The 20160-nt window shown below is 62.5% G+C and carries 11 protein-coding genes; 3 read left to right on the top strand and 8 right to left on the bottom strand.

The genetic code is table 11. The annotated features are described in order from the left end of the window. Positions 1-226: 226 nt before the first annotated feature. Together Q7P63_17510 and Q7P63_17505 are read right to left on the bottom strand one after the other, a co-directional pair. Entirely contained in the window at positions 227-1006 is a 780-nt protein-coding gene (locus Q7P63_17510) for a choice-of-anchor M domain-containing protein (GenBank protein MDP0501894.1), read from the bottom strand. 68 nt (positions 1007-1074) lie between these two features. Next, the gene (locus tag Q7P63_17505) at positions 1075-1887 is read right to left on the bottom strand and encodes a choice-of-anchor M domain-containing protein (GenBank protein ID MDP0501893.1); all 813 of its coding nucleotides are present in this window, start codon (positions 1885-1887) and stop codon (positions 1075-1077) included. A gap of 161 nt (positions 1888-2048) precedes the next feature. On the opposite strand from Q7P63_17505, the gene Q7P63_17500 reads away from it, so the two are divergent. Next, positions 2049-2201, top strand: a complete 153-nt coding sequence (locus Q7P63_17500; protein ID MDP0501892.1) for a hypothetical protein — start codon at positions 2049-2051, stop codon at positions 2199-2201. Here the strand turns inward: Q7P63_17500 and Q7P63_17495 are convergent, their stop codons facing one another. Beyond that, the gene (locus Q7P63_17495) at positions 2202-3083 is read right to left on the bottom strand and encodes a choice-of-anchor M domain-containing protein (GenBank protein MDP0501891.1); all 882 of its coding nucleotides are present in this window, start codon (positions 3081-3083) and stop codon (positions 2202-2204) included. 159 nt (positions 3084-3242) lie between these two features. Between Q7P63_17495 and Q7P63_17490 the strand changes: the two genes are divergently transcribed. Together Q7P63_17490 and zigA are read left to right on the top strand one after the other, a co-directional pair. Beyond that, the gene (locus tag Q7P63_17490; GenBank protein ID MDP0501890.1) at positions 3243-5261 is read left to right on the top strand and encodes a TonB-dependent receptor plug domain-containing protein; all 2019 of its coding nucleotides are present in this window, start codon (positions 3243-3245) and stop codon (positions 5259-5261) included. 23 nt (positions 5262-5284) lie between these two features. Further along, positions 5285-6490 (top strand): zinc metallochaperone GTPase ZigA, encoded by a 1206-nt coding sequence (gene zigA / locus Q7P63_17485; GenBank protein MDP0501889.1) that lies wholly within the window; start codon positions 5285-5287, stop codon positions 6488-6490. 296 nt (positions 6491-6786) lie between these two features. Here zigA and Q7P63_17480 read toward each other — a convergent pair whose 3' ends face one another. The 5 genes from Q7P63_17480 to Q7P63_17460 form a co-directional block, all read right to left on the bottom strand. Next, positions 6787-9564 carry a hypothetical protein gene (locus Q7P63_17480; GenBank protein MDP0501888.1) on the bottom strand — a complete coding sequence of 926 codons (2778 nt, stop codon included), beginning with the start codon at positions 9562-9564 and terminating at the stop codon, positions 6787-6789. A 4-nt stretch (positions 9565-9568) separates the two neighbouring features. Continuing rightward, positions 9569-15316, bottom strand: coding sequence for a hypothetical protein (locus Q7P63_17475; protein ID MDP0501887.1), 5748 nt, complete (start codon positions 15314-15316; stop codon positions 9569-9571). A 96-nt stretch (positions 15317-15412) separates the two neighbouring features. Next, a complete protein-coding gene (locus tag Q7P63_17470; GenBank protein ID MDP0501886.1) occupies positions 15413-17932 on the bottom strand; it encodes an NEW3 domain-containing protein in 2520 nt (839 codons plus the stop codon). A 122-nt stretch (positions 17933-18054) separates the two neighbouring features. Continuing rightward, positions 18055-18414, bottom strand: coding sequence for a hypothetical protein (locus tag Q7P63_17465; protein ID MDP0501885.1), 360 nt, complete (start codon positions 18412-18414; stop codon positions 18055-18057). 625 nt (positions 18415-19039) lie between these two features. Continuing rightward, positions 19040-19687 carry a response regulator transcription factor gene (locus Q7P63_17460; protein MDP0501884.1) on the bottom strand — a complete coding sequence of 216 codons (648 nt, stop codon included), beginning with the start codon at positions 19685-19687 and terminating at the stop codon, positions 19040-19042. Positions 19688-20160 lie beyond the last annotated feature (473 nt).

Raw genomic sequence — 20160 nt, 5'->3', positions numbered from 1 at the left:
AGCCAAGGCGAAGGCCCAAAACATCGCCGCTTGAAGCGCAAGAAGTCATCGCGGTCATAAACGTCATACCGATGAAAGCTATCACAACTATGACAGCTTACACGTCCAGCCCGTAGTGACGGCGCTTGGCGTGACGCTTACGCTAAGAATGAGGCATAGCAAAAGCAGCCGCAGTATACGCAAGGAGCGCTGCGGCTGAGCTGAAAAAACGAGCGCCGTGGACTTGCTAGCGGGCGCGTCGGCTGCGGTAGACTGCGAAGCCCAGTGCGGAAACGCCGAGCAGCATGGCAGTCGTGCGCGGCTCCGGCACGGCAGGAGGCGCGTCGCCGACCAAGAAGTGCACGTCGAAGGTGCCGGTGGGGACGGCGATGCCATTGATCGTACCATTGACGGCCAGGTTGATCGTATATTCGCCCGGTTCGCTGAAGCCCCAGGCGTAGTGCACGTGCTGGCCGTTGTTCAGGATAAAGCTATCGCTGGCCATCATGACGTCGTGGTGGCTGCTGAATACGGGATTGAGACCGCCGAAGACGCCATAATTCCACATCCCGAACATAGCGCCGGCAGGGCCTTCGAAGCCCAGAAACGAGATTTCGATGCTCGCACCATCGAAGATCGCCAGATCGTTGGTTGCGCCATTGTGGCTGCCGCCGATGCCGTAGCCGCTGAAGCCGAGCCACGGCACGCTGGGCTGCTGGGTCTGGTCGATCAGCCAGGCGTCGGAGCCTTGGGGCCCGAGGATCGAGAAGTCGCCAAAGCCGGAGCCGACCAGCGAGTCGCCGGGGGAAACGATCTGGGCGTCTTCGTCGAGGTGAAAGACCGCGGCGTTGAGCGAATAAACAGTGTCTGGGAAAGAAGGCCCGGTGTAGTTACCGGTCGCTTGGAAACCCGTTTCGGCGGAGTAGCCGAGGTTAAGGTCGATATGGCCGTCACCGATCAAGGTGTTGGCATTGCTTTGAGCCAGCGGCAGCAGGGCCGCGGCGGAGAACGCGATTGTCTTGAGCATGATGTAGAGCGATTGGGAGAAGCCGGGCGGAGCTGCCGCCGGGCTGGGTTGAAAATTCTGATGCGGGTTTAGCGCGCGATGGTGGCGCGGCTGCGGCGGCGCCAGGCGATGAAGCCGAGTGCGGCTGCCCCGGCAAGGGCGGCGGTCGTGGCAGGCTCCGGCACCACCGCAAAATTGTAGGTAGCTTGGGTGGAGACGGGCGTGCCTCCTTGCAGGGCCGCAATCTCGAAGGTGATCGAATAGAGCCCGGGCTGCGTGAACGCGAAGTTAGCGTGGATGTGGTCGGCAGAGTCGAGGTCGAGCGTCAGCAGGTCGCTGCTGTCGATGCCGTTGGCAGTCGACATGAAAAAGGAGGGGTTGAAACCCGCGAAGGTATAGATCGAGAAGTCTCCACCGGCTGGCATCGACGCGCTCACGAGTGAAAGGGTGAACAGGTTGTCGTCGAAGGCGCCCAGCGTGATCTCTTCGCCGCCAATGCCCAGGAAGGGTGCATTCAGGGCGGCCGCACCGCCTGCTCCCGCGTTCGTCTCGGGCAGTAGCCAGAAGGTCTCGCCCGCATTGGCGCCCAAGGGATCCCAGGCGGTGCCGGTAGGACGGCCACCGATGGACGTGATGTAATCGGCGGTGCTCTGCGGCACGACGATGCGCACATCTCCCGGTTCGAATTCGGCTTCTTCGGCCAACGGGCTGCCGTTGACGACGGCACCGGCCGAGAGGTGGACGTGGGGCTCCAGTTCGCTGCCTTCACCCAGCCCGATGTCGCCGTGGCCCGAGAGGTAGGAGATGGCGGCGGACGTGGGAGACGTGAGCGCCACGAGCAGCGTGGCAAGGCCGAGGACCCGCTTGGAGGATGCGAGTTGTGTTGTATCTGAGGTCTTCATAGGTAATGGTAGAGAAGGTGCAAAAAGAAGCGGTCATATCTTTTAAGGCGGATCCAACCCTTGCGGCGCGGATCCGGGAGTTGCCAAACAGCTCGCAGTTCATCCGGGCGGCTATCTTGGCCGCCCTAGACAACACCTGCCCGTTGTGCCGTGGGCAGGGCGTGATCTCCCTGCATCAGCGCGAACACTGGGATGCCTTTATGGCGCACCACCGGGTGGACCCATGTCCGGACTGTGGCGGTGTGCAGATCGTCTGCGAACACGAGGGCGAAGAGCAGGCGCACGTGCACGACCACGGCCACGGCCACGCTTGATCAGAGCCCTTCGCCTTCCGGCCTTTGCAGTGTAAAGAACAGCGGCTCGTCTGTAGCCGGAATCGTCGCTTGCTGAGCTGAGCCTGTCGCCGGGATGACCTCGCGCATGGTCCACTGGTGCAGGTCATGAGACTGCCAGAGTGTGACTGGGCCACCAGTAGCATCCGCTTGCCAATGCAGGACGACTGCCCCCGTTTCCGCGCTCGCCTGGAGCGGCGCGGTGAGGATGGGGTCGCTCGGCTCTACCTGAAAGTGTAGGGTGGCTTGCGAAGAGATCCGCTCCCCTGAATCACGGAGGTAGCCATAGCATTCGAAAGTGAGGTAATAGTCGCCCGGGGCGGTAAACGACCAGTTGTAGTGCGTGTGCGAGCTGGCGTTGATCGGCGCAATCAAGTCTGCCTCATCGATGCCATCCACGGTGCTGCAGCGGAAGGTAGGGGCTCCGAAATTATCGGTCGTATATAGCGCGAATTCGCCCCCGGCGTCCGGCCCAGAGCCCGACATGGCGATCAGCTGCAATCCAGCTTGGCCTGAGCCGAAAACAGGGGCCGGAGGCAAGGGGCGCAACAGGTTTGCATCCAGTGCCCCCCGCGTCCCAAGCCACAGAAGATCCGGGTTCGAGGTTTGAGGGAGTAGCCAGACGATTTGCCCCGCCGCCGCCCCAATGGGAGCCCAGAGCGCGCCTGACGGCTGTACGGTCTGGGCGTCGGGGAGGGCGACCAAAGTGGTGTTTTTCAGCCCAAGCTCCTCGTTTGTCTCGGGGTGAAACGGACGGAAGATCAGGCCCGTCTCTTCGTGATGGACGAGCCGCAAATCCACATGGCCGGTGATGAAGCGTTGCCACGGCCCAGCCTGAAGCGATGCGGCGGCGAGTGGAATCAAGAGTAAGGAGCGAAAGAAAAGCATAAAAGATGGCTTGCAGGTGGAGGGGACATCAGAAAAGAGTTCCGCGTGGTATTACAAGGTAATATTTTACGCTGGGGTTTTGTTCTCGGTGGCTCCTGGGCAAGTCTTGCCGCTCAAGAGACCGCTTCCGAAGTGGTGGAATTGGCCCCCGTTGCGGTGGAAGCCGAGCGAATGCGGGCCGTGTCGGCGCTGCTGCCACAGCCTGCGCTGGAGGTGGACCGCAGCGCCCTGCCTGCGGCTGATTACGCCAATCTCGGGGAAGCCTTGAGCGCGTTGCCCGGCGTCCATACGAGCAGCTTCGGCCCGGCGGTAGGCCGGCCTGTCATTCGCGGCTATTCTGGCAAACGCGTGGAGATGGTGGGCGACGGCCTCGCAATGGGAGACGCCTCGGCCGCTGGTCCCGACCACGCCGTTGCCTTGGATCCCCGTTTGATCCGCAAGGTTACCATTGTGCGCGGCCCGGCTAGTCTCCTCTACGGCGGCAGTGCGGTTGGCGGAGCCGTCGATGCCGAGACGAGCCTGTTTCCGCTGGGCAACACGGAGCAGAGGGCCACGGCCCAAACTGAAGCCGCTTACGACAGTGCGGGGGACGGCTGGCTAGGGCATCTGGCGGTAGAGACTCCATCCCCGGCCGGTTGGTGGAGCGTGCAAGGGCTTTCGCGCAGCGCGGGCGACATCAACATTCCGGGCCTTGCGCGTCGGACGGACGTGCCGCATGGCCATAGTCACGGCAACAGCCAGTTGACCGAGGAACCGAACCCCGATGGCACGTTGCCCAACAGCTACCAGCAATCGCAAACCGGCCTCGTGGGGTGGCGGTATCCCGGCAAAAAATGGCAGGTGTCGGCCGGGGCAGTCTTCTACCGCAACGAATATGGCGTGCCCTTCCACAGTCACGCCGACTCCACCGACTCCACCACGGTTGACGTCAACTCTGCCGTGATCGACATGCGCCAGAATCGCCTCCTGACCGAAGCCGATGTGGAATGGACCGAAGGACTGACCAGCCACCTGCGCTTCGGCTATACCGACTACGCGCACGACGAGCGGGATGCCGGCCGCATCGCTTCACAGTATGGGATCGACACGCACGAACTACGGTTGGAGACATTGCTCAGCTTGCCTGATGCACCGTGGCGTCTAGCGGTGGGGGCGCAGGGCAAGCGCGAGATTTTTCGCTCCAGCTCCGCCACCAATCGCGATGGCACCGTCTTCCCGGCGACCGAATCGACCGATTTGGCGGGCTTCGGCGTCTTCAGCGCTTCCTGGCGCGAGTGGGACTTCGTCGCCGCTGGTCGCATTGAGCACCACGAGTTGGAGCTGATCGACTTTCCGGGCTATGGCAAAGGCTACACGCCTCAGACTTACGCCGCCAGCATCACCCGCCGCCTCCCGGCCGGCTGGGAGTTGGGCCTGCACCAGACGTGGCTGGAGCGTGCGCCGACGGCGGAAGAACTCTTCGGCAACGGCGGGCACGTGTCGTCCGGGCTGTTCGAGCGCGGGTCCGTTTTTCAGTTCCCTTCCTTTTACTTCGAGACGGAAAAAGGGCAGGGGACCGAGCTGGAACTGAGCTGGATCCACACGCGAGCCAGTGTCAGTCTCGCCGGCTATTACCAGGAATACGATCGCTACCTCTTTCTCCAGCGCAGCGAGTACACCGACGATCCTACCGGCCTCCCGATCTTCGAACACCGGCAGCAGCCCTCGACACGCAAGGGTTTTGAAGTGGTGGCGCGTCTCTTCGACCCAGCTTTCGGATTGGAGGGCCTGTCGCTTGAGGCAGGAATGGACGCCGTGGAGGCCACTTATAAACGCCTGCAAGACGGCGACGATGGCCCCTTGCCACGGATTCCTCCGCTCCGCTACTGGCTCGAAACTACCTACCGCTGGGCAGACTGGAAGGCGCGGGTGCGCTGGACCCATGCCGAAGCCCAGCGAGACGCCGACCTGAACTCAGAAACAGCCACGCCTGCCTACGACCGCCTCGATTTGAGCCTGCAACGCACTTGGGGACTGGGCCGGTTTGAGATCATCGCCGCTGCCGCCCTGCAGAACGCGACCAACGCCACGATTCGTCACCACACCTCTTTCCTCAAAGACGTGGCACCCGAAGCCGGCCGACACCTCGTGCTCAGCCTGAGCGCCGCCTACTGAACCCTTCCACCCTTTTGAAGATGATGAATCACACACGTAAACTACCCGTTACGGTGCTGTCCGGCTTTCTCGGAGCCGGCAAGACAACCCTGCTGAATCACATTCTGAACAACCGCCAAGGCCTCCGTGTCGCGGTGATCGTCAACGACATGAGCGAAGTCAATATCGACGCCCGCCTAGTGGAAGAGGGTGGGGCTGCTCTCAGCCGTCAGGAAGAAAAGCTCGTCGAGATGAGCAACGGCTGCATTTGCTGCACCCTGCGGGATGACCTGTTGGCGGAAGTGCGCCGCCTCGCGCAGGAAAGGCGTTTCGACTACCTGATTATCGAATCGACGGGCGTGTCTGAACCCCTTCCGGTGGCGGAAACCTTTTTCTTCCGCGATGAACACGGTTTCAGCCTGGAGGACGTTGCGCGCCTCGACACAATGGTGACGGTCGTTGACGCGGCGAACTTCCAGCGCGATTTCTCGACCTCGGCCCGGCTGAAAGACAGAGGGCAAGCCGTGGGCCCCGAAGACCAACGCAGCATCCTCGACCTGCTGGTGGACCAAGTCGAATTCGCCGACGTCATCCTCCTGAACAAGATTGACACCGTCACCGAAGAGGAGAAGCAGCTCATTATCGCCCGCCTCAAGGCCCTGAACAGCCGTGCCGACCTGATTGAGATGGAACGTGGCAAAGTAGATCCATGTGCGATTCTCAACACTGGCAAGTTCAGCCTCGAGGATGCGGAACAGATACCTGACTGGCTTAAACTGGCCCCGGGCGAACATGTCCCGGAGACCGAAGAATACGGCATCACAAATTTTGTCTATCGGGCTCGACGGCCGTTTCACCCGCAGCGCCTGCGGCAGTGGTTTGCACAAGACTGGCCCGGCGTAATCCGTTCCAAAGGCTTCTTCTGGCTTGCCACCCGCATGGATTACGTTGGCCTTTGGTCGCGCGCCGGAGCTCAGTCGGACGTCAGCCTCGCTGGCAAGTGGTTCGCCGCCGTGCCGCGTCACTACTGGCCGCAAGACGAGGACGAGCTGAAGAGCGTCCACACCAACTGGACGGAACCCCACGGCGACCGCCGTCAGGAAATCGTTGTCATCGGCTTTGTTGGCCAGATGGACGAGGCCAGCCTGCGCGCAAGCTTCGACACCTGCCTGCTGACGGACGCGGAAATGAACAAGGGCCAACGCGTCTGGCAAAACTTTCCAGATACGCTTCCACGATGGATCGGCTAGTTGTCTCGCCGTGAACGACGAGTTCTTCGCGCGTTTTGGCCTTGCGACACTCTGCGTCAACTCGCGCCAATTCGTGGCGTGAGGTTCGATTCCCGCTCTCTCCGCCACTTTATTACCAGTGACTTGCGGCATTTTTTTCGTGTCACAGAAAATGGTAAATCTGACCGTAGCGCAACGGATGATTTTGATTCTGGCTCTGGATTCACGGGCTTAGGTATTCCTGTTCGATTCCTGGCTGCCGCAAAGCGGCATCGCATACCTTGACGCGATTTTCAGCAACCTTGTTGTCTTGGCCCTCACTCCACTCGCACCTTAAAGGTCACGCGGCCGAGGGCGGCGGGGGCGAGATCGCCAGCGAAGACCCAGCGCACGGGGCCGCTGTCGTTGACCGATGGCAGGGTGCGGCTGTCGACACTCAGGCCGGCGGGTAGAAGCACCTCGTTGGCTTCAACAAAGACGGAAAACACGGGAGTCTGGTCCGACAGGCGGATCTGGCGCACAGGACCGCTGCCCAGATTCTCGAATTCGAGCGTATAGGTCAGCGTTTCGCCCGGCGCGGCGAGCGTCTTGTCGACCGTCTTGCGGATGACGAGGTTCGCGTCGGTGCTGGAGATGTAGACGCGGTCGTTGACGGTGCGGGTGGCGTTGATCCCCGTCGCGCCGAAGACCATTTGCGCGTCGATGGCAAAGGCGTGCTGTGCGCCGTCGGCATCGGTGAGGGGCACGAGATATTTCACCAGCACTTGCACTTCATCGCCCGCGTTGACGCTGATGGGAGCGGTGAGAGAGGGCTCGCCCGCGTCGTAGCTTCCGTTTTTGTTGAGGTCGTGGAAAAGCGCGACCGTGTCGGCGCTGGTCTCGCTGTCGAGCCCACGGGCGGAAAACGTGACCTGGCCCGGTGCGCCCGCCGTAAAGCGGTGCCAGATCCAGACGGCGTCGCCGGGGGCGGCTGCGTGCTGGGCATCGGGCTGGAAGGTCGGGTGGTCTGCGAAGCCCCAGCGCAAGCCCGTATAGGGGGCCGAGGCCGCGTTGAAGGCGAACGAAAGCGTATTGCCGCTGAAGCTGCCGCCGCTGTTGCCAGCGTTGCCGCTTACCCGCTCGGTTTCGCGCGCTGGCTCGACTGTGACGACGATCATCTCGCTGGCCGCGAGCCCGCCCGGCAAGAAGGCCGAGAAGCTGCCGTCGGCGGCGGTGGTGCCGCTGGCGAGCGTACTGCTGTCGGCTTGGCGCACGATGCTCCAGCGCGCCGCCGAGTAGCCAGTTTCGCCGCCATTCTGGACGCCGTCGTAGGCGGTGCCGCCACCGATGCCGTGGTCGTAAAAGGCGAGGCCTTGCAGTTGATACCCCGTGCGGAGGCCGAAGTTGATGCCGTTGAGGTCGCCGCCGAGTCCAATGGCGGTCAGGCGCTCGCCGTTGCCGGATTCGGTGTAGGCGTAGCCGGAGATCGCGACCGGGGTGACGTCGCTCAAGGTCGCATTGTCGTCGACGATGATGCGGTAGGCGCCCGCTTTGAGCCCAGTCAAGGTGTAGCTACCCGTGACGGGGTCTACGGTCGCTTGCGCCAGTGCGGTCGTGCCGGTGCCATCGAGGGAAATAGCTTTGGCGTAGAGCGCGAGGCCCGTGCCGTTTTCATCGGAGCCTCGCGTGCCGTTGCCGTCCAGATCCTGATACACGTAGCCCGACAGGTTGTAGGTGCAGGACTGCTGGGCGCCGTTGACGGATACGTCGGCTTCGCCAATCCCGATGCCCAGGGCCTGCAGCAGCGGATCGACCACGCCGGCGAGGATCGTCACCAGAATCGGATCGAGCACGTCCGGCACAATCGTCTGCAGGGCGGGGACCAGCACTCCCAACAGGAGATTAAAGGTCGAATTCAGCAAGCCGCCCACCAGTGGGGCCTCGGTTTTTACCTCCAGAGACAGCGACTGCAGGAGCGTGCTCAAGAGCGTATCGACGACGACGGCGCTGGTGCCGGCTGTCTGCTCCTCCGGGTAAGGCCCGAAGAAGGTCAGCATTTCCTGAAACGGGGCGGTGCCCAAGGCGTAGCCCGACACGTTGATATTGGCCGCAACGGGGATGCCGATGACCGTTACATTGACTCCGCCGATCTTGGCCTTCGTCAGGTCGGTCGCTTGGTTGACGGGCCGGTCGAGGTCGAAAAAGAGCGCCGGGTCGATGTAGCCGGCATACAGGTTGGTGATCCCGGGGGTCACGTTCAGCTCCACTACGGGAGTGTCGGGATTGACCGACACGAGGGTGGCCGAGGCCGGGGTCAGATCGAAATAAAGGTCGAGCTGGCCAATCTGCGCGGTGAGGTTGGTTACGCCTATCGGCAGGCTGAGCACCGAGAGCTGCGTCGAGAGGCCGATGTTGACGAGGTCGACATGGAGGTAGATGCGCAGGGCGGCACCGTAGAGCGTCATGCCGGTGGGGCCGCATCGGTAGAGCGGGGGCGTGCCGCCCACGGCGATCTTGATCTGGTTGACGACGCCACCGAGGCCGATCGCGCTGCCGCTGATGGTAATCGGAGTCGGCGTGGTAACGGCGGCATCGTGATTGAGCACGAGCACGGCCCCGGTGATCAGGTCGAAGACGTTGAAACGTGCGTCGGCTACTTCCCCGCATTCCACACAGACATCGAGGTATTCGCTCAGGCGGATGGTGCGGATCGGCGTGGCGAGTGCCAGCTTGCGTGCGGCACCGGCCGCGACCAGGTCGCCTTGGGCGGTCAGGAGATCGGCCTGTGCATTGAGGATCTGGGCCAGCGTCAAGTCGCTTTCCAACACCTGATCGGGGCCGCCTGCGCCGACTTGGGCCGACAGGAGATTGAGGTAGTCGACGAGGTTGACGTCGGCCTGCATCAGCGAATCCCATTCGACTGCCGTCAGGTTGACGTTGGTGCCGAGCAGGCCGCCCAGCAGGGCGTTGAGGATCGGGCTCTTGGTCGAGTCGACGCTGAGCAGGCGACCGGCGAGGCTGACGCACCCGGTTTGCACGCAGTCTTTGGCCATGGCAGATGGGGCGCCGAAGACCAGGACGATCCAGCTCAGGAAAAGGATGAGGGGGCGGGGCATGGCTTTAATCACGGCGCTTGATCCAGGAAAGGATGGATTCGTCGAAGGCCCAGCGGATGCCGATGCGGAAGCCTTCTTGATGATCTTCGTAACGGTCGAAATCGCGGTCGGTGAAGCCACTGAAGTTGTAGCCGGCAATGAGGCGCGTGCTGTCGCCCAGACGCACCCCGATTTCGGGGCCGTAGCTGTAGCGTTGGCCGCCGCCGGCGTCTGCCAGCACGTAGCCGCGCAGGCCGATGTCGAAGCGTTCGGTAATGTCGCGGCTCACCCGGGCACCGATGAGGTGGCCGAAGTGGTCGAAGCTGCCGATGTCCGCCAGGTCTTCCTGGTTGAACTTCAGTGCGTAGTGCAGCGACCAGTCGAAATCGCGACCCTCGTAGTGCAGGTCGGTCATCAACTGGTGGATGTTGCGGGTATCCAGCTCGTGCTCCTGACGGAACTCGTAGCGGGCGAGCCAGGTGTAGGGAGATTCGGCGCCGGGGCGGTAGGCCGTGCCGGTGAGGGCACGCCAGCGATAGGTGTCACCGGTGTCGGGGCGGTCTGAAGTCTCGTAGACCATGATGCCGCGGCCAAAGACGGTCCACTGCTCAGTCAGGCGCAGGCCCGCACCCACTTGGGCGAGATAGCGGTCGCTGTCTTCGCGGTGGCGGTATTCCGCGCGGGAATTGGCCTTCCAGTCGGCATCGTCGGCCGATTCGTAGGAGACGGTGGTGGCGAGGCTCGCCTGCTCGTCGCCGCGCAAAGGCGTGGTGCGCTCAAAGGTGGTGCCGACCGAGGCATCGCCCGGTAGCGTCCAGCGGCGGCGCATGCCCAGCGCGCTTTCGAGGTTGCCGCCCTCAAACTCCTCTTCGCCGCGCAGCTCGTGGAAGGCCCGCCCGCCGTCCTTGAGGCGACGTTCGAGGCCCCAGAGGGTCGTGTGGCGCTGCAGACGCTCGTCGAGGTCGAAGCTCACCCCGGGTTGCGAAGTCCACTCGTGGCGCAGGTAAGAGCGGAACTGCCAGGGCAGCTCCTGGTTGGCTTCAAAGTTGACCTGGCGCGCGTCGGAGCGTTCGAGGTCTTGCAAAGCCTGGATGCTCAAGTCGGTCGGCAGCGAGAAATTGAGGCGGGTTTGCGCGGTCACTCCCAGTGCGTTGGAATCGACCTGCCCGTTGGTGTATTCGTCCTCGCGCTCCACGTGGCGGAAGAGGATGCCCACGCGGCTGTCGTCGCCCACAGGCGTCTGGGCGCCAAGCTCGTAGCCAAAGCGCTTCACGTCCTCCAGCGGGCGCTCGGTCCACACGCTGCGGCCCTGCAGGCGCAGACGGTTGCTCACGTTGTAGGCAAAGTCGAGGCTGGCCTCGTCGCGCCCGCTGAGCGTGGCGGCAGAGGGGTTGGTGAAGCCTTCGTCGATGGAGGAAAAGTGTGCGCCCGCTTCGAGCTTCGTGCCCGACCAGGTGTAGTCAAAGCGGTAGGCATCGCCGTCGATCGACTGCATCTCTGGGCTCAAGGCGCTGCTCGTGGCCCATTCGGCCTCCAGGGTGGAGTTGCTGGTCACGGGGATGGAGGCAAAGGCGCCGTAGAGGTCGCCTGCGGCATCTTCGCCCAGGCCGTTGGTGGCCGTCACACCAATCGTCAGGCCCGAGTCGCCCGCCCAGATGAGGTCGCCGCCGCTGCTCCAGCCATTGGAGGTGTCGGAGGTGCTCTCGTAGGTGATGAGCAGCGATTGCGGGTTCAAGTCGGGGTCGAGGCTCGCGAGCGGCTCCAGCAGGTAGATTTCGCCGTTTTCGTGGTCTACTTCGTAGTCGAGGTAGCGGTTCAGGATCTCTTCCCGCACGATGTCGTTGGCCGTGGCGCGGTCGCGCACGATCAAGGTGATCTGGACCGAGCCGGGCTCGATGGATTCGCCCACCGCGTAGGGGCCGGATGTGCCGTCGCCCTGCAGCTCGACGCTTTGAAGCCCGCCGCTGCTTTCGGCGGCCCAGCCGTAGGCGGTGAAGCCACCGGCGCTCAATTCGGTGCGCACGCCCGTCACATTGCGGCGGAAGCGCGTGATCTCGCGGAACGGTGCCTGGCCGGAGCCCACGGTGAACTCGCCCCATTCGGCAAACTGCTCGTGCCAGTCGAGGCGGCCATACCACGGGCTGCGGGAGACTGCCCCGTAGCCATTGACCGAATTGTCGCCAAATACGGGGTAACGGGCCTGGCCGTCGAGCGTGTGCAGGCTCTGGTCGAGGCCGTCGCGCTCGGAATCGTAGCCGATCTTCAGCTGGGCGTTTTCGGAGATGCTGCCTTCGCCATAAAACGCGACGCGGTCTTTTTCGCCGTTGAGGCGCTCGGGCAGGTAAAGCGGTTGGTCTTCGGCCGCGTCGTGGTGGCGCTTCCAGTCAAAAGCGCTGCCATCGTATTCCGCCGCCACGAGGCCCGTGAGCATAAAGGGGCGGGCGTCGGTGGCAAAGCGCTGCTCGGCGGTGGCGGTAAGGTCGCCAAAGCTCACGCTGAGGTGCTGGCGGGTCACTTCGTCGGCGCTGCGGAAGGTAAAGACGCTCTGGCCGTCGTTCACGACCGTCTGGAGGCCGGGCGCGGCGGGGTCGAGGTCGGGCTGGGTCCAGCGGATCCCCTCGTCGGCCAGCGTGATCTCGTGCCGCCCAAAGACGCGGTTGCCTTCGGCATCGAACAATTCGACCACGGCAGCCGTTGTGCTGTCGGGCGCGGCGACCGGGTCCACCGGGCTCAGGCGGATCGTAGCGGGCTTGCCCGGCACGAACACGCTGCGGGTGGCGCGGCCACGCTCGTTGCCAAAACCGTCGCGCTGCACCCAGGCGATGGTGTGGCGGCCCGGCTCCAGCTGGATACCCGCAAACTCCCACAGTTCGATGCCGCGCTCCTGGTCGACTACGCGGGCACCGAGGTGCTTCGGGTCCACCGGCCGCTCGTCGACGAGCAGGATGTATTGGGCGCCGGCCTGGCCTTTGGCGCGGATGGCAAGGGTGGGGGGCACGCGCTGGCCATCCTGCAGATCGAGAATGGCGAGGCTGCGGTCGAGCTTAGGCATGCGTTCCTGGGCCTTTTCGGCACCTTGGGCCAGCCACGGCTCGGCTTCCTCCTTGCTCAGTGCAGGCGGCTGGGGCGCGCGCTGGCTGGGGGAGTGGGGCAGGCCGGTGCGGGCCACGATGTCGCGGTTTACATAGCTCGTATCTTCGGCGGTAAAAGACCGCTGCAGGGCCTGGGAAAGTTCATTGGTGGCCTCTGCCGCTTCCTGGACGGCGGGGAGGTCTTTCTCGGGCACAATGAGGCCAAAGTCGGCCACCCACAGCTCACCCGGGAAGCCTTCGAGGATCCGGCCCATGCCGCCGAGCACCTGACGCGCGTTGAGGCTCTTGGTCGTCCAGCCTTCGGGGAGGGTCGCCGGGTCGAGGCGGATCAAGTGCACGTGATCGGAAATCTGGTCGAGGTGGTAGCGGCCCTGGCGGTCGGTGCGGACCATACGGCCATCTTCCATTACGAGCACAATGCCTTCGAGGCCGGGCTCACCCTTTTCGCGGGAGCCGTTGGCGTTGAGGTCGGCAAAGACCTGCCCCGTCAGCGTGTGCGTGGCGGCAAACAGCTCGTGCGTCACTTCCACCGAAGCGCTGGTCGGGTTGCTGTTCACCCGGTTGTCGACGCGGGAGAATGCGCGGGCGACGTTGACCCAACGGCCTTCGGAGACGGTGTTGGCGACGCGCACGTGGTAGACGATCTGCACCGTGTCGCCCGAGTTGATGTTGCCGACCGGGATCATCCAGCCGCCATTGTGGGCGTAGGGACGCTCCGGCAACGTCCGCAGCCTGCCATCCAGCTTGCGGCGTACGGTGTCGCGCTCGAGGTGGAAGCCCGGGGCCGGGCGGTCGAAGATCACCACGTCGGAGAGGAGGGCGTTGGTCGAGTTGCGCAGCGTCAACTCGTAGCGGACGAGTTCTCCCGCCTGCACGGTCGGGTCTTCGGCACGCTTTTCGAGGAAAAGGCCGTCGATTGGCTTGGGGTCGATCGGAATATCGAAATCGACGGCATCGCCACTATGTGCGAGCCAGAAAGCTTTGCCGTAGGAGCCCATCGGGTCGACCCGGCGCCACGAGGGCAATTCCTGCTCTGTCATCGCGCTGGGCCAGGCGTATCCAGCCGGGGGCACGACTTCGATGAGGTGGAGGCCGCCATCGGTCCCGCAGGCCAGCAGGAAGTCCCCGTCGGGTTCGGTGATCGACTCGCTGAAGGCGGAGGACGTTTGTGACGCCGGAGCCGGGTTGGCAGCATCGAATGTCTGGATCGAGGGCCTATCGCCATCGGAATGCACCATGCGGACCAATACGCCTTCAATGGCATCACCCGTCAGGGAATCGAAGACAATACCGGGCTCGATGATCCAGATCAATGCCGTGACAGTTCCACCGTTGAGGCAGCTCTCGACTGATGCAGTCGCGTATTCATCGCCCACAATCACCAACACGCCGTCTTCGGCTTCGGTCACAGCCTCTTCGGGTTCGGCCGTCGGCAGCGGTTGGGCGTTGACGAAAATCCCTGTGTTTGGCCCCGTCTCGACGAGCAGGACCGTTTCGCGGTCACCGGTCGTCGGTGCGGTGATCACTGCCGTCGTGGTTTCGATCTCGAAGCGGTCGAGATTGCAGGCGGCCAGCGAGGCGCTAAGCACCAGGGGGAGCCCAACCGTAGCTTCTTCCAGCAGGCGGTCGTCATCCTCCGTGGGCGTGAAGCGTACCGTGGGCGCGGTTCCGGTCAGCTCGGCCTCGACTTCCTCCGTCGGCAGTTCGCGGTAGCTGACGCTGGGCGCTCCGGTCAGGAGATACGCGCGGTTGCGGATCGCTGGCACCACTGCGGGGTTGGCCCAGAGGGTGAGGTCGAAGCTGGCGGTGCCGCCCACCTCGGGCAGAGCGGGCATGAAGATGCCGACCATCGCGATGCTACGCTCCAGCCCACTGGCGGAGGTCTGCCAACTGCCCTCGAAGTCGTCGTGCAAGGCATAGACGATTTGGCCGCCAGCTACGTTTTCGATGCTCACAAACTCGGTGCCGCTGGGCAACGGGTCGATGAGCAGGAAGCCGCGGCGCAGGTTGCCGTCGATCATCACATCGCGGGAGACGGCGGTGCTTTCGGTCTCCCGGGTGTAGGCGACGCGGAAAGCGGCATAGCCGTTGGTGCCATCGGCTCCGGGCAGCAGCATCTTGCGCGGCATGGCCAGCTGGGGCGCGGTGATGCGGATCGTATCGTTGACTTGGGCGCTCCAGCCGTTGGCGGAGGTGGCACCCAAAACAAGGGAAAGGGTTTGGTCGAAGTCGACCGTTTCGGCCACGGTGGCCTGCAGGAGCAAGGCGATGCGCTGGCCAGGCAAGACGGTGAGCGGCCACCCCGCGGAGAGGGGCGTGTCATCCACATCGATCTGCCCATTGGCGTTGCGATCGACGAAGAGCCTCCAGGTATCCACGGTGGCGGCATCGTAGGAGAGGGAAAATGTAGCCGTGCCGGCAGCGTTGCCGCGGTTCTCGATCCAGTGGGAGAAAACGACGCGGGCGCCAGGATTGGCCGTCTGGCTTTGATCATCGCCCACAAACAAGCGGGCGGTCGCGGTAAAAGTGACGGTAACCGACTCGGAGGAGACGGAACCGGAGGCATCGCCGACCACAAAATTTGCCCAGGCAGTGTTCTCGATCAGGCTCTGCGCAGTGAGCAGGGCGCAGCATGGCAGGACGAGTAGCCAGGTGAGAATGAGGGCACGCAGGGGAATCATGGCAGGATGCAGGATCGGGCGATGAGGAGAGAAGGGGGCGGGCGGGTGAGGCCCGCCCCCGGGTTGGTGAATCGTTAGAGACTCAAGACGTCGGGACTACTCGATGCGCACACCGAATGTCACGGTGGCGGTCTGCGAGGGTTGCAGGGTGCCGATCGCGAAGACCAGCGTCCCGGCAGCGCCGTCGGCCGGCGTGCTGGAGACGGAGCCGCGGTCGGTCGCAGCGGCAGCCGAAGTCGTGTAGGTGGTGAACGACGGGGTGGCGTCGAACACTTCCACGCTGTTGGCGTTTTCCGTGCCCAGGTTGGTCACGACGATCTGGTAGAGCACGTTCACGCCCGGCGTGGCACCGGTGGTGATCGGGGAGGTGCTGTAAGGCGCGTCAGGGACGCCATCGAGGTCGACGTCGAGGGCCTGGCGCTTTACCAGCACGATCTGATCGCTCACGACCTTGGTCAGGTCCGTCGTGGCCACGAGGGCAGGGACAGTCGTCGTGTAGCTGCCGTTGACGGTTTGCACCGTGAGGGTGGTGGCGTTGGAGGCGCCTTGGGCCACGCCGATCTGCGCGAACACCTTCACGAAGAGGCGCACCGTGTCGCCCGGGTTGAGCGGGCCGACTGCGTCGAGGTTTTCGACCACGGGATCGCCGCTGCCGAGCATGCCGTCGTCGTTGGCGTCGTAGTAGACGACGCTGGTGAACTCGCCCATGCTGTCGCTGGAGCTGAGGCTGATGGAGCTGACGACACCGTCGCCTTCCATTACGTTACCTTCGTTGCGCAGCAAGTGGGCATAAACTACCGAACCACCGGCGTAGACCTTGCCTTCGTTCTTCGGGTTGATCGAGAGCATACGCGCCGCGTTGACGAGGATGCTGTTGTGCAGCGTGTCGCTGGCACCCGTGTTGGGCGAGTAGGCCTGGAAGTAGAGGGACGTCTCGCCAGCGGCGGTGCCAGCGGGGACCGTCACATCGGCATACACCACCTGGCTGATGCCGGCGGCGAGCACTTCCGTGGCGCTGATGCGCGCACCGGCGGCATTGACGAAGCTGACCGTCCAGCCGGCAGGGAGCGTCTCGGCGGCGAAGGTGCCGTCGGTACTCACGCGGAGGCGGTAGTTGTCGGAGATGCTGCTCGTGTTCTTCAGGTAGAGCGTGACGCGGGTGGTGCTGCCGGGGTTGACCGGGGTGGAGAGGACGGAGAGGGCTTCCGGTCCGGGCCCGAAGCCAGGGGCGGTCGGGTCGTCCAGATTGTTCATCACATCCATCGTGCTGCCCACGATCTGGCTCAGGGTGTCGACGACCGTGGCGGTGATCGACGGGTCGTTGATCGAGATCGCCGTCTTGGCCACGGTGTAGCCGGTGCTGCCAGCCACGTTGTTGGGCAGGCTCACGCGCAGGATCACATTGTAGGAAGCGCCGGAGGCGACGACGCCCGTGTCGGGAATACCGTTGCCGTTGGTGTCCATCAGCGGCGTCAGCCCGTCGTTCTTATACAGCGTGAAGGTGGTGCCGGCCGGGAAGGTATTGGCACCGATTACGATGTCGAAGCGGTCGGGGCCGTTGCCATCATTCGTCACCACGTTGGTGAAGGAGACGGTCCCGCCCTGGCTCGCGCTCGGAACCGTTGCGCCGACCATCGACACGGCCACGTCGTCGAGCACCGTAAAGCGGACAGCGTTGGACTGCTGGGCCGTCACCACCGAGCCCGAACCGTCGTCGTACTCGTAAGTCGCCGTGTTGATGATGTCGCCCGGGGCTACGCCGGCGTCGATCGTCACCTGGAACGAGACTTGGGCGGACTGGCCTGGGGCCAGCGAAGCGAGTGCGACGGAGACCGTCGTGTTGGCCTCGTAGGTGATGCCCGCGCCAACGGGGTCGTCGGCCGAGCCGGCGGCATCGCCGAGGGCCGTGGCCCCAGTCCCGCTGAAGCGACCGCTGTTGGCCACGTAGGTGACGCCAGCCGGCAGCACGTCGGTGATCTCCAGGTCCGTCGCCGTCAGGTTACCCGAGTTGGCAAAGGTGAAGGTGTAGGTGTAGGGGCCAGAGCCGGCGGCGCCACTGTTGTTGTTGATCGCCTTGGTCAGCGCGATGACGGCGTTTTGCGTCACCGTGGCGGTGCTGGTGATCGACTCGAAGCTGCCTGCGTCGTAAACGCTGGTGGCGGTCAGGCTGACGTTGCCGGAAGTATTGTTGCCCGCGCCGGGGGAGACCTGCGCGATCACGACGAAGCTAAACGTTTCGCCCGGCTTCAAGGCCGGGGTCTGCGTAAGCGGCGTCGTGTTGTCCGGCACGCCGTCTTCGTTCACGTCGGCGTAGATACGGATCTGGGTGAAGTCGAAGTCGTCTCCGCCCACATTGGCCGCGGCCAGCGAGAAGACATCCTGCCCGTTACCCATGTTGGTGACGGAGTGGGGGAAGGCCGCCTGGCCACCGGCGGACGTGCGCCGGGCGGCGCCAGTGCCGAGGTCGAGACCGGCAATCTGCTGAATGGTGGTAACGACGAGGTTCGACGTGACGGTACGCTCGACGTTGTTTTCGTCGAGATAGGTGGCGGTGGCTTGGTTGCCCATCACGCCGCCCGCAGGAGAGGCTGCCTTGAGAACAGGCCCTGCGCTCATCCCAAGGGAAAGCGCCAGGGTAGTTCCCAAAGTACGCCGGAGTGCCGATATACGGCCCTGGGATGCTTGGAACAGGTAGTTCATAAGATTAGAGATGCGTTAGAAGCTAACTGGGGAGGGGACTAGTCCTGCGCGAGTTGCACCTGAGAAGGGTGGCGGGGCAGGAAGACGACTTGTGCGGAAAGGGTGAGGCTTTGGCCGGGCGCGAGGGAGGCCACCGTCCAGCGGACTGCTTTGGTGGCGAGAACGGCTTCGCGATTGGCCGCTTCGGCATTTTCCAGCAGCGGCATCAGCACGTGCGCTTCACCCGAGGCGTCCACGACGCTTACCGTTTCCGGGGCATCGCAGTAGCCGGTGAAGACGCACGACTCGGGCACGGGGATCATGGGCTGGAGGCCCTTGACTTCCGTGGTGCCGCGGTTGGTCACGACGAGCTGGTATTCAATGATCTCGTCGTGATCCAGTTGGTGATCGGCCGACATGGGTTGGACCTCACGTGTGACTGGGTCCACCAAAGCGGCTTGCAGGTTAAGGGAGATGGGAGACTCCGCGCGCAAAGCGGAAGCTCCGAGAATGAGAAGAAAGATGATCCGGAGAAGGATCGTGAAGCGGGTCGTATTCATGAAATGTGATTCGTAAATCTTAGACCTTATATTACGGCTAATTGGGGCTAAAAGCCTATGCGTAGACCCCCGCAAACCACATGCGCTAGCCTACGTAAATCGCCCAGTAGATATTTACGTCATGAATTTCGTAAATGACCTATCAAAGTGAACGTTTGTAAATCACTTTAGGTTTAAAAACTAACACCTGTTAGGCCCTCTAAGATGCAGATATTAAACGATTTGAGATATTGTTATTCTTGCTTTTTGGAAAATTTACAAAGCATTTTGCAAATATATCGAGATCCTTAATAACGTTTTACGCATGGAAAAATTACGTTTTTATTAAACGCCAGTTTAACTTTGGTGACAAACGGTTTAAAATCGGCCTCTTGGGAAATCAGCGACAAAACTAAAGAGACGGTGCTTAAACGTAAAAAACCGCAACCATGCCGGTTGCGGTTATACGGGAGAGGTAAATTCCAGAGCGGAAATAGCCTTGGACTCAGAGCTCGATCAGCTGGTGGCGGATGGCAAAACGGACCAGATCGGTCTGGGAGTGCAGCCCCAGCTTCTTCATCAGGTTGCCACGATGCGTCTCCGCCGTTCGAGGGCTGATACCCAAGTGTTGCGCGATTTCCCCCGCCGAGGCGCCATTGGCCGCCATGTCCAACACCATACGCTCGCGCATCGTCAGCGTATCCATCACGTTACCCTCTTCCTTGGGCGGATGCTCCACCAAGGCCTCGATCGCTTTTTGGGAGAGCGCCTTGCAGAGAAAGCGCTGCCCCTTGGCCACGGTACGAAGCCCATCGAGCAGCTCCTCCCAGGCAGAATCTTTCAGGATGTAGCCTTTCGCGCCCGATTTGAGCGCTTCGAGGACGTAAGAGATATTTGTCTGCATCGTGAGCACCACGATGGCGATCTTGGGGCTGCGCGCCTTGACCTGTCGGATCACCTCCAGACCATTCAGTTTGGGCAGGATGAGATCGAGCAGCAGGATGTCGGGTTGAAACTGATCGCAAAGACGCAATGCCTGAGCGCCATCGTGGGCGGCGGCCACGATTTCATATTCCGAGTTTTTCTGTAGTAGATGAGTTATGCCCTGTTGGACGAGTTGATGGTCTTCAGCGTAGACAATTTTCAGCTTCATGGCGCCCTCCGTGGCGTCAGGATTTCGTTAGAGGCGTAAGGACAGAGTAAAGAGACAATAGAATGACCGAAGGTAACTGAGGACTACCATTTTATAGTGAACAGCCATGAAGAAGATGGCTGCAAGCAAAGTTTTGAGGTATAAACTAAAATAGCACTGCGTTAGTAACCGTTCAAGACAAATGCGAACTGTTTCTCTATAAAGGTTAGCATTACCGTTTGGTAACTTGGTTGACAACCGCGAATCGCCTCTTTTAAACTAAGATTACTTTAGTTTAAATCTGTATAGACACTCGCGTGTATGCTTCTCAACCAGTAGACCGACTGGAGAAGTTAACACCCTGCTGAAAAAGTCCTTTTCCGGGGCAGCGGCATAGATAAGCTGTGGGTATGCGCGGTAAGGTGTCGAGACAGTTGGATGCGGTGGCGTTGATCAACCTGGAGTCGTTGATTCCGGCGAAGCATCCGATCCGC

The organism is Verrucomicrobiota bacterium JB022, assembly GCA_030673845.1.
GTDB lineage: Bacteria > Verrucomicrobiota > Verrucomicrobiia > Opitutales > Oceanipulchritudinaceae > WOUP01.
The sequence above is the reverse complement of the archived record's forward strand: the minus strand, read 5'-3'. Positions and strand labels throughout refer to the sequence as shown.

What these genes read in the sequence shown, in the direction of transcription:
- Q7P63_17510 (MDP0501894.1), bottom strand. Translation starts at nt 1,006, where the DNA reads ATGCTCAAGACAATCGCGTTCTCCGCCGCGGCCCTGCTGCCGCTGGCT.
- Q7P63_17505 (MDP0501893.1), bottom strand. Translation starts at nt 1,887, where the DNA reads ATGAAGACCTCAGATACAACACAACTCGCATCCTCCAAGCGGGTCCTC.
- zigA (MDP0501889.1), top strand. Translation starts at nt 5,285, where the DNA reads ATGAATCACACACGTAAACTACCCGTTACGGTGCTGTCCGGCTTTCTC.
- Q7P63_17480 (MDP0501888.1), bottom strand. Translation starts at nt 9,564, where the DNA reads ATGCCCCGCCCCCTCATCCTTTTCCTGAGCTGGATCGTCCTGGTCTTC.
- Q7P63_17475 (MDP0501887.1), bottom strand. Translation starts at nt 15,316, where the DNA reads ATGATTCCCCTGCGTGCCCTCATTCTCACCTGGCTACTCGTCCTGCCA.
- Q7P63_17470 (MDP0501886.1), bottom strand. Translation starts at nt 17,932, where the DNA reads ATGAGCGCAGGGCCTGTTCTCAAGGCAGCCTCTCCTGCGGGCGGCGTG.
- Q7P63_17465 (MDP0501885.1), bottom strand. Translation starts at nt 18,414, where the DNA reads ATGTCGGCCGATCACCAACTGGATCACGACGAGATCATTGAATACCAG.
- Q7P63_17460 (MDP0501884.1), bottom strand. Translation starts at nt 19,687, where the DNA reads ATGAAGCTGAAAATTGTCTACGCTGAAGACCATCAACTCGTCCAACAG.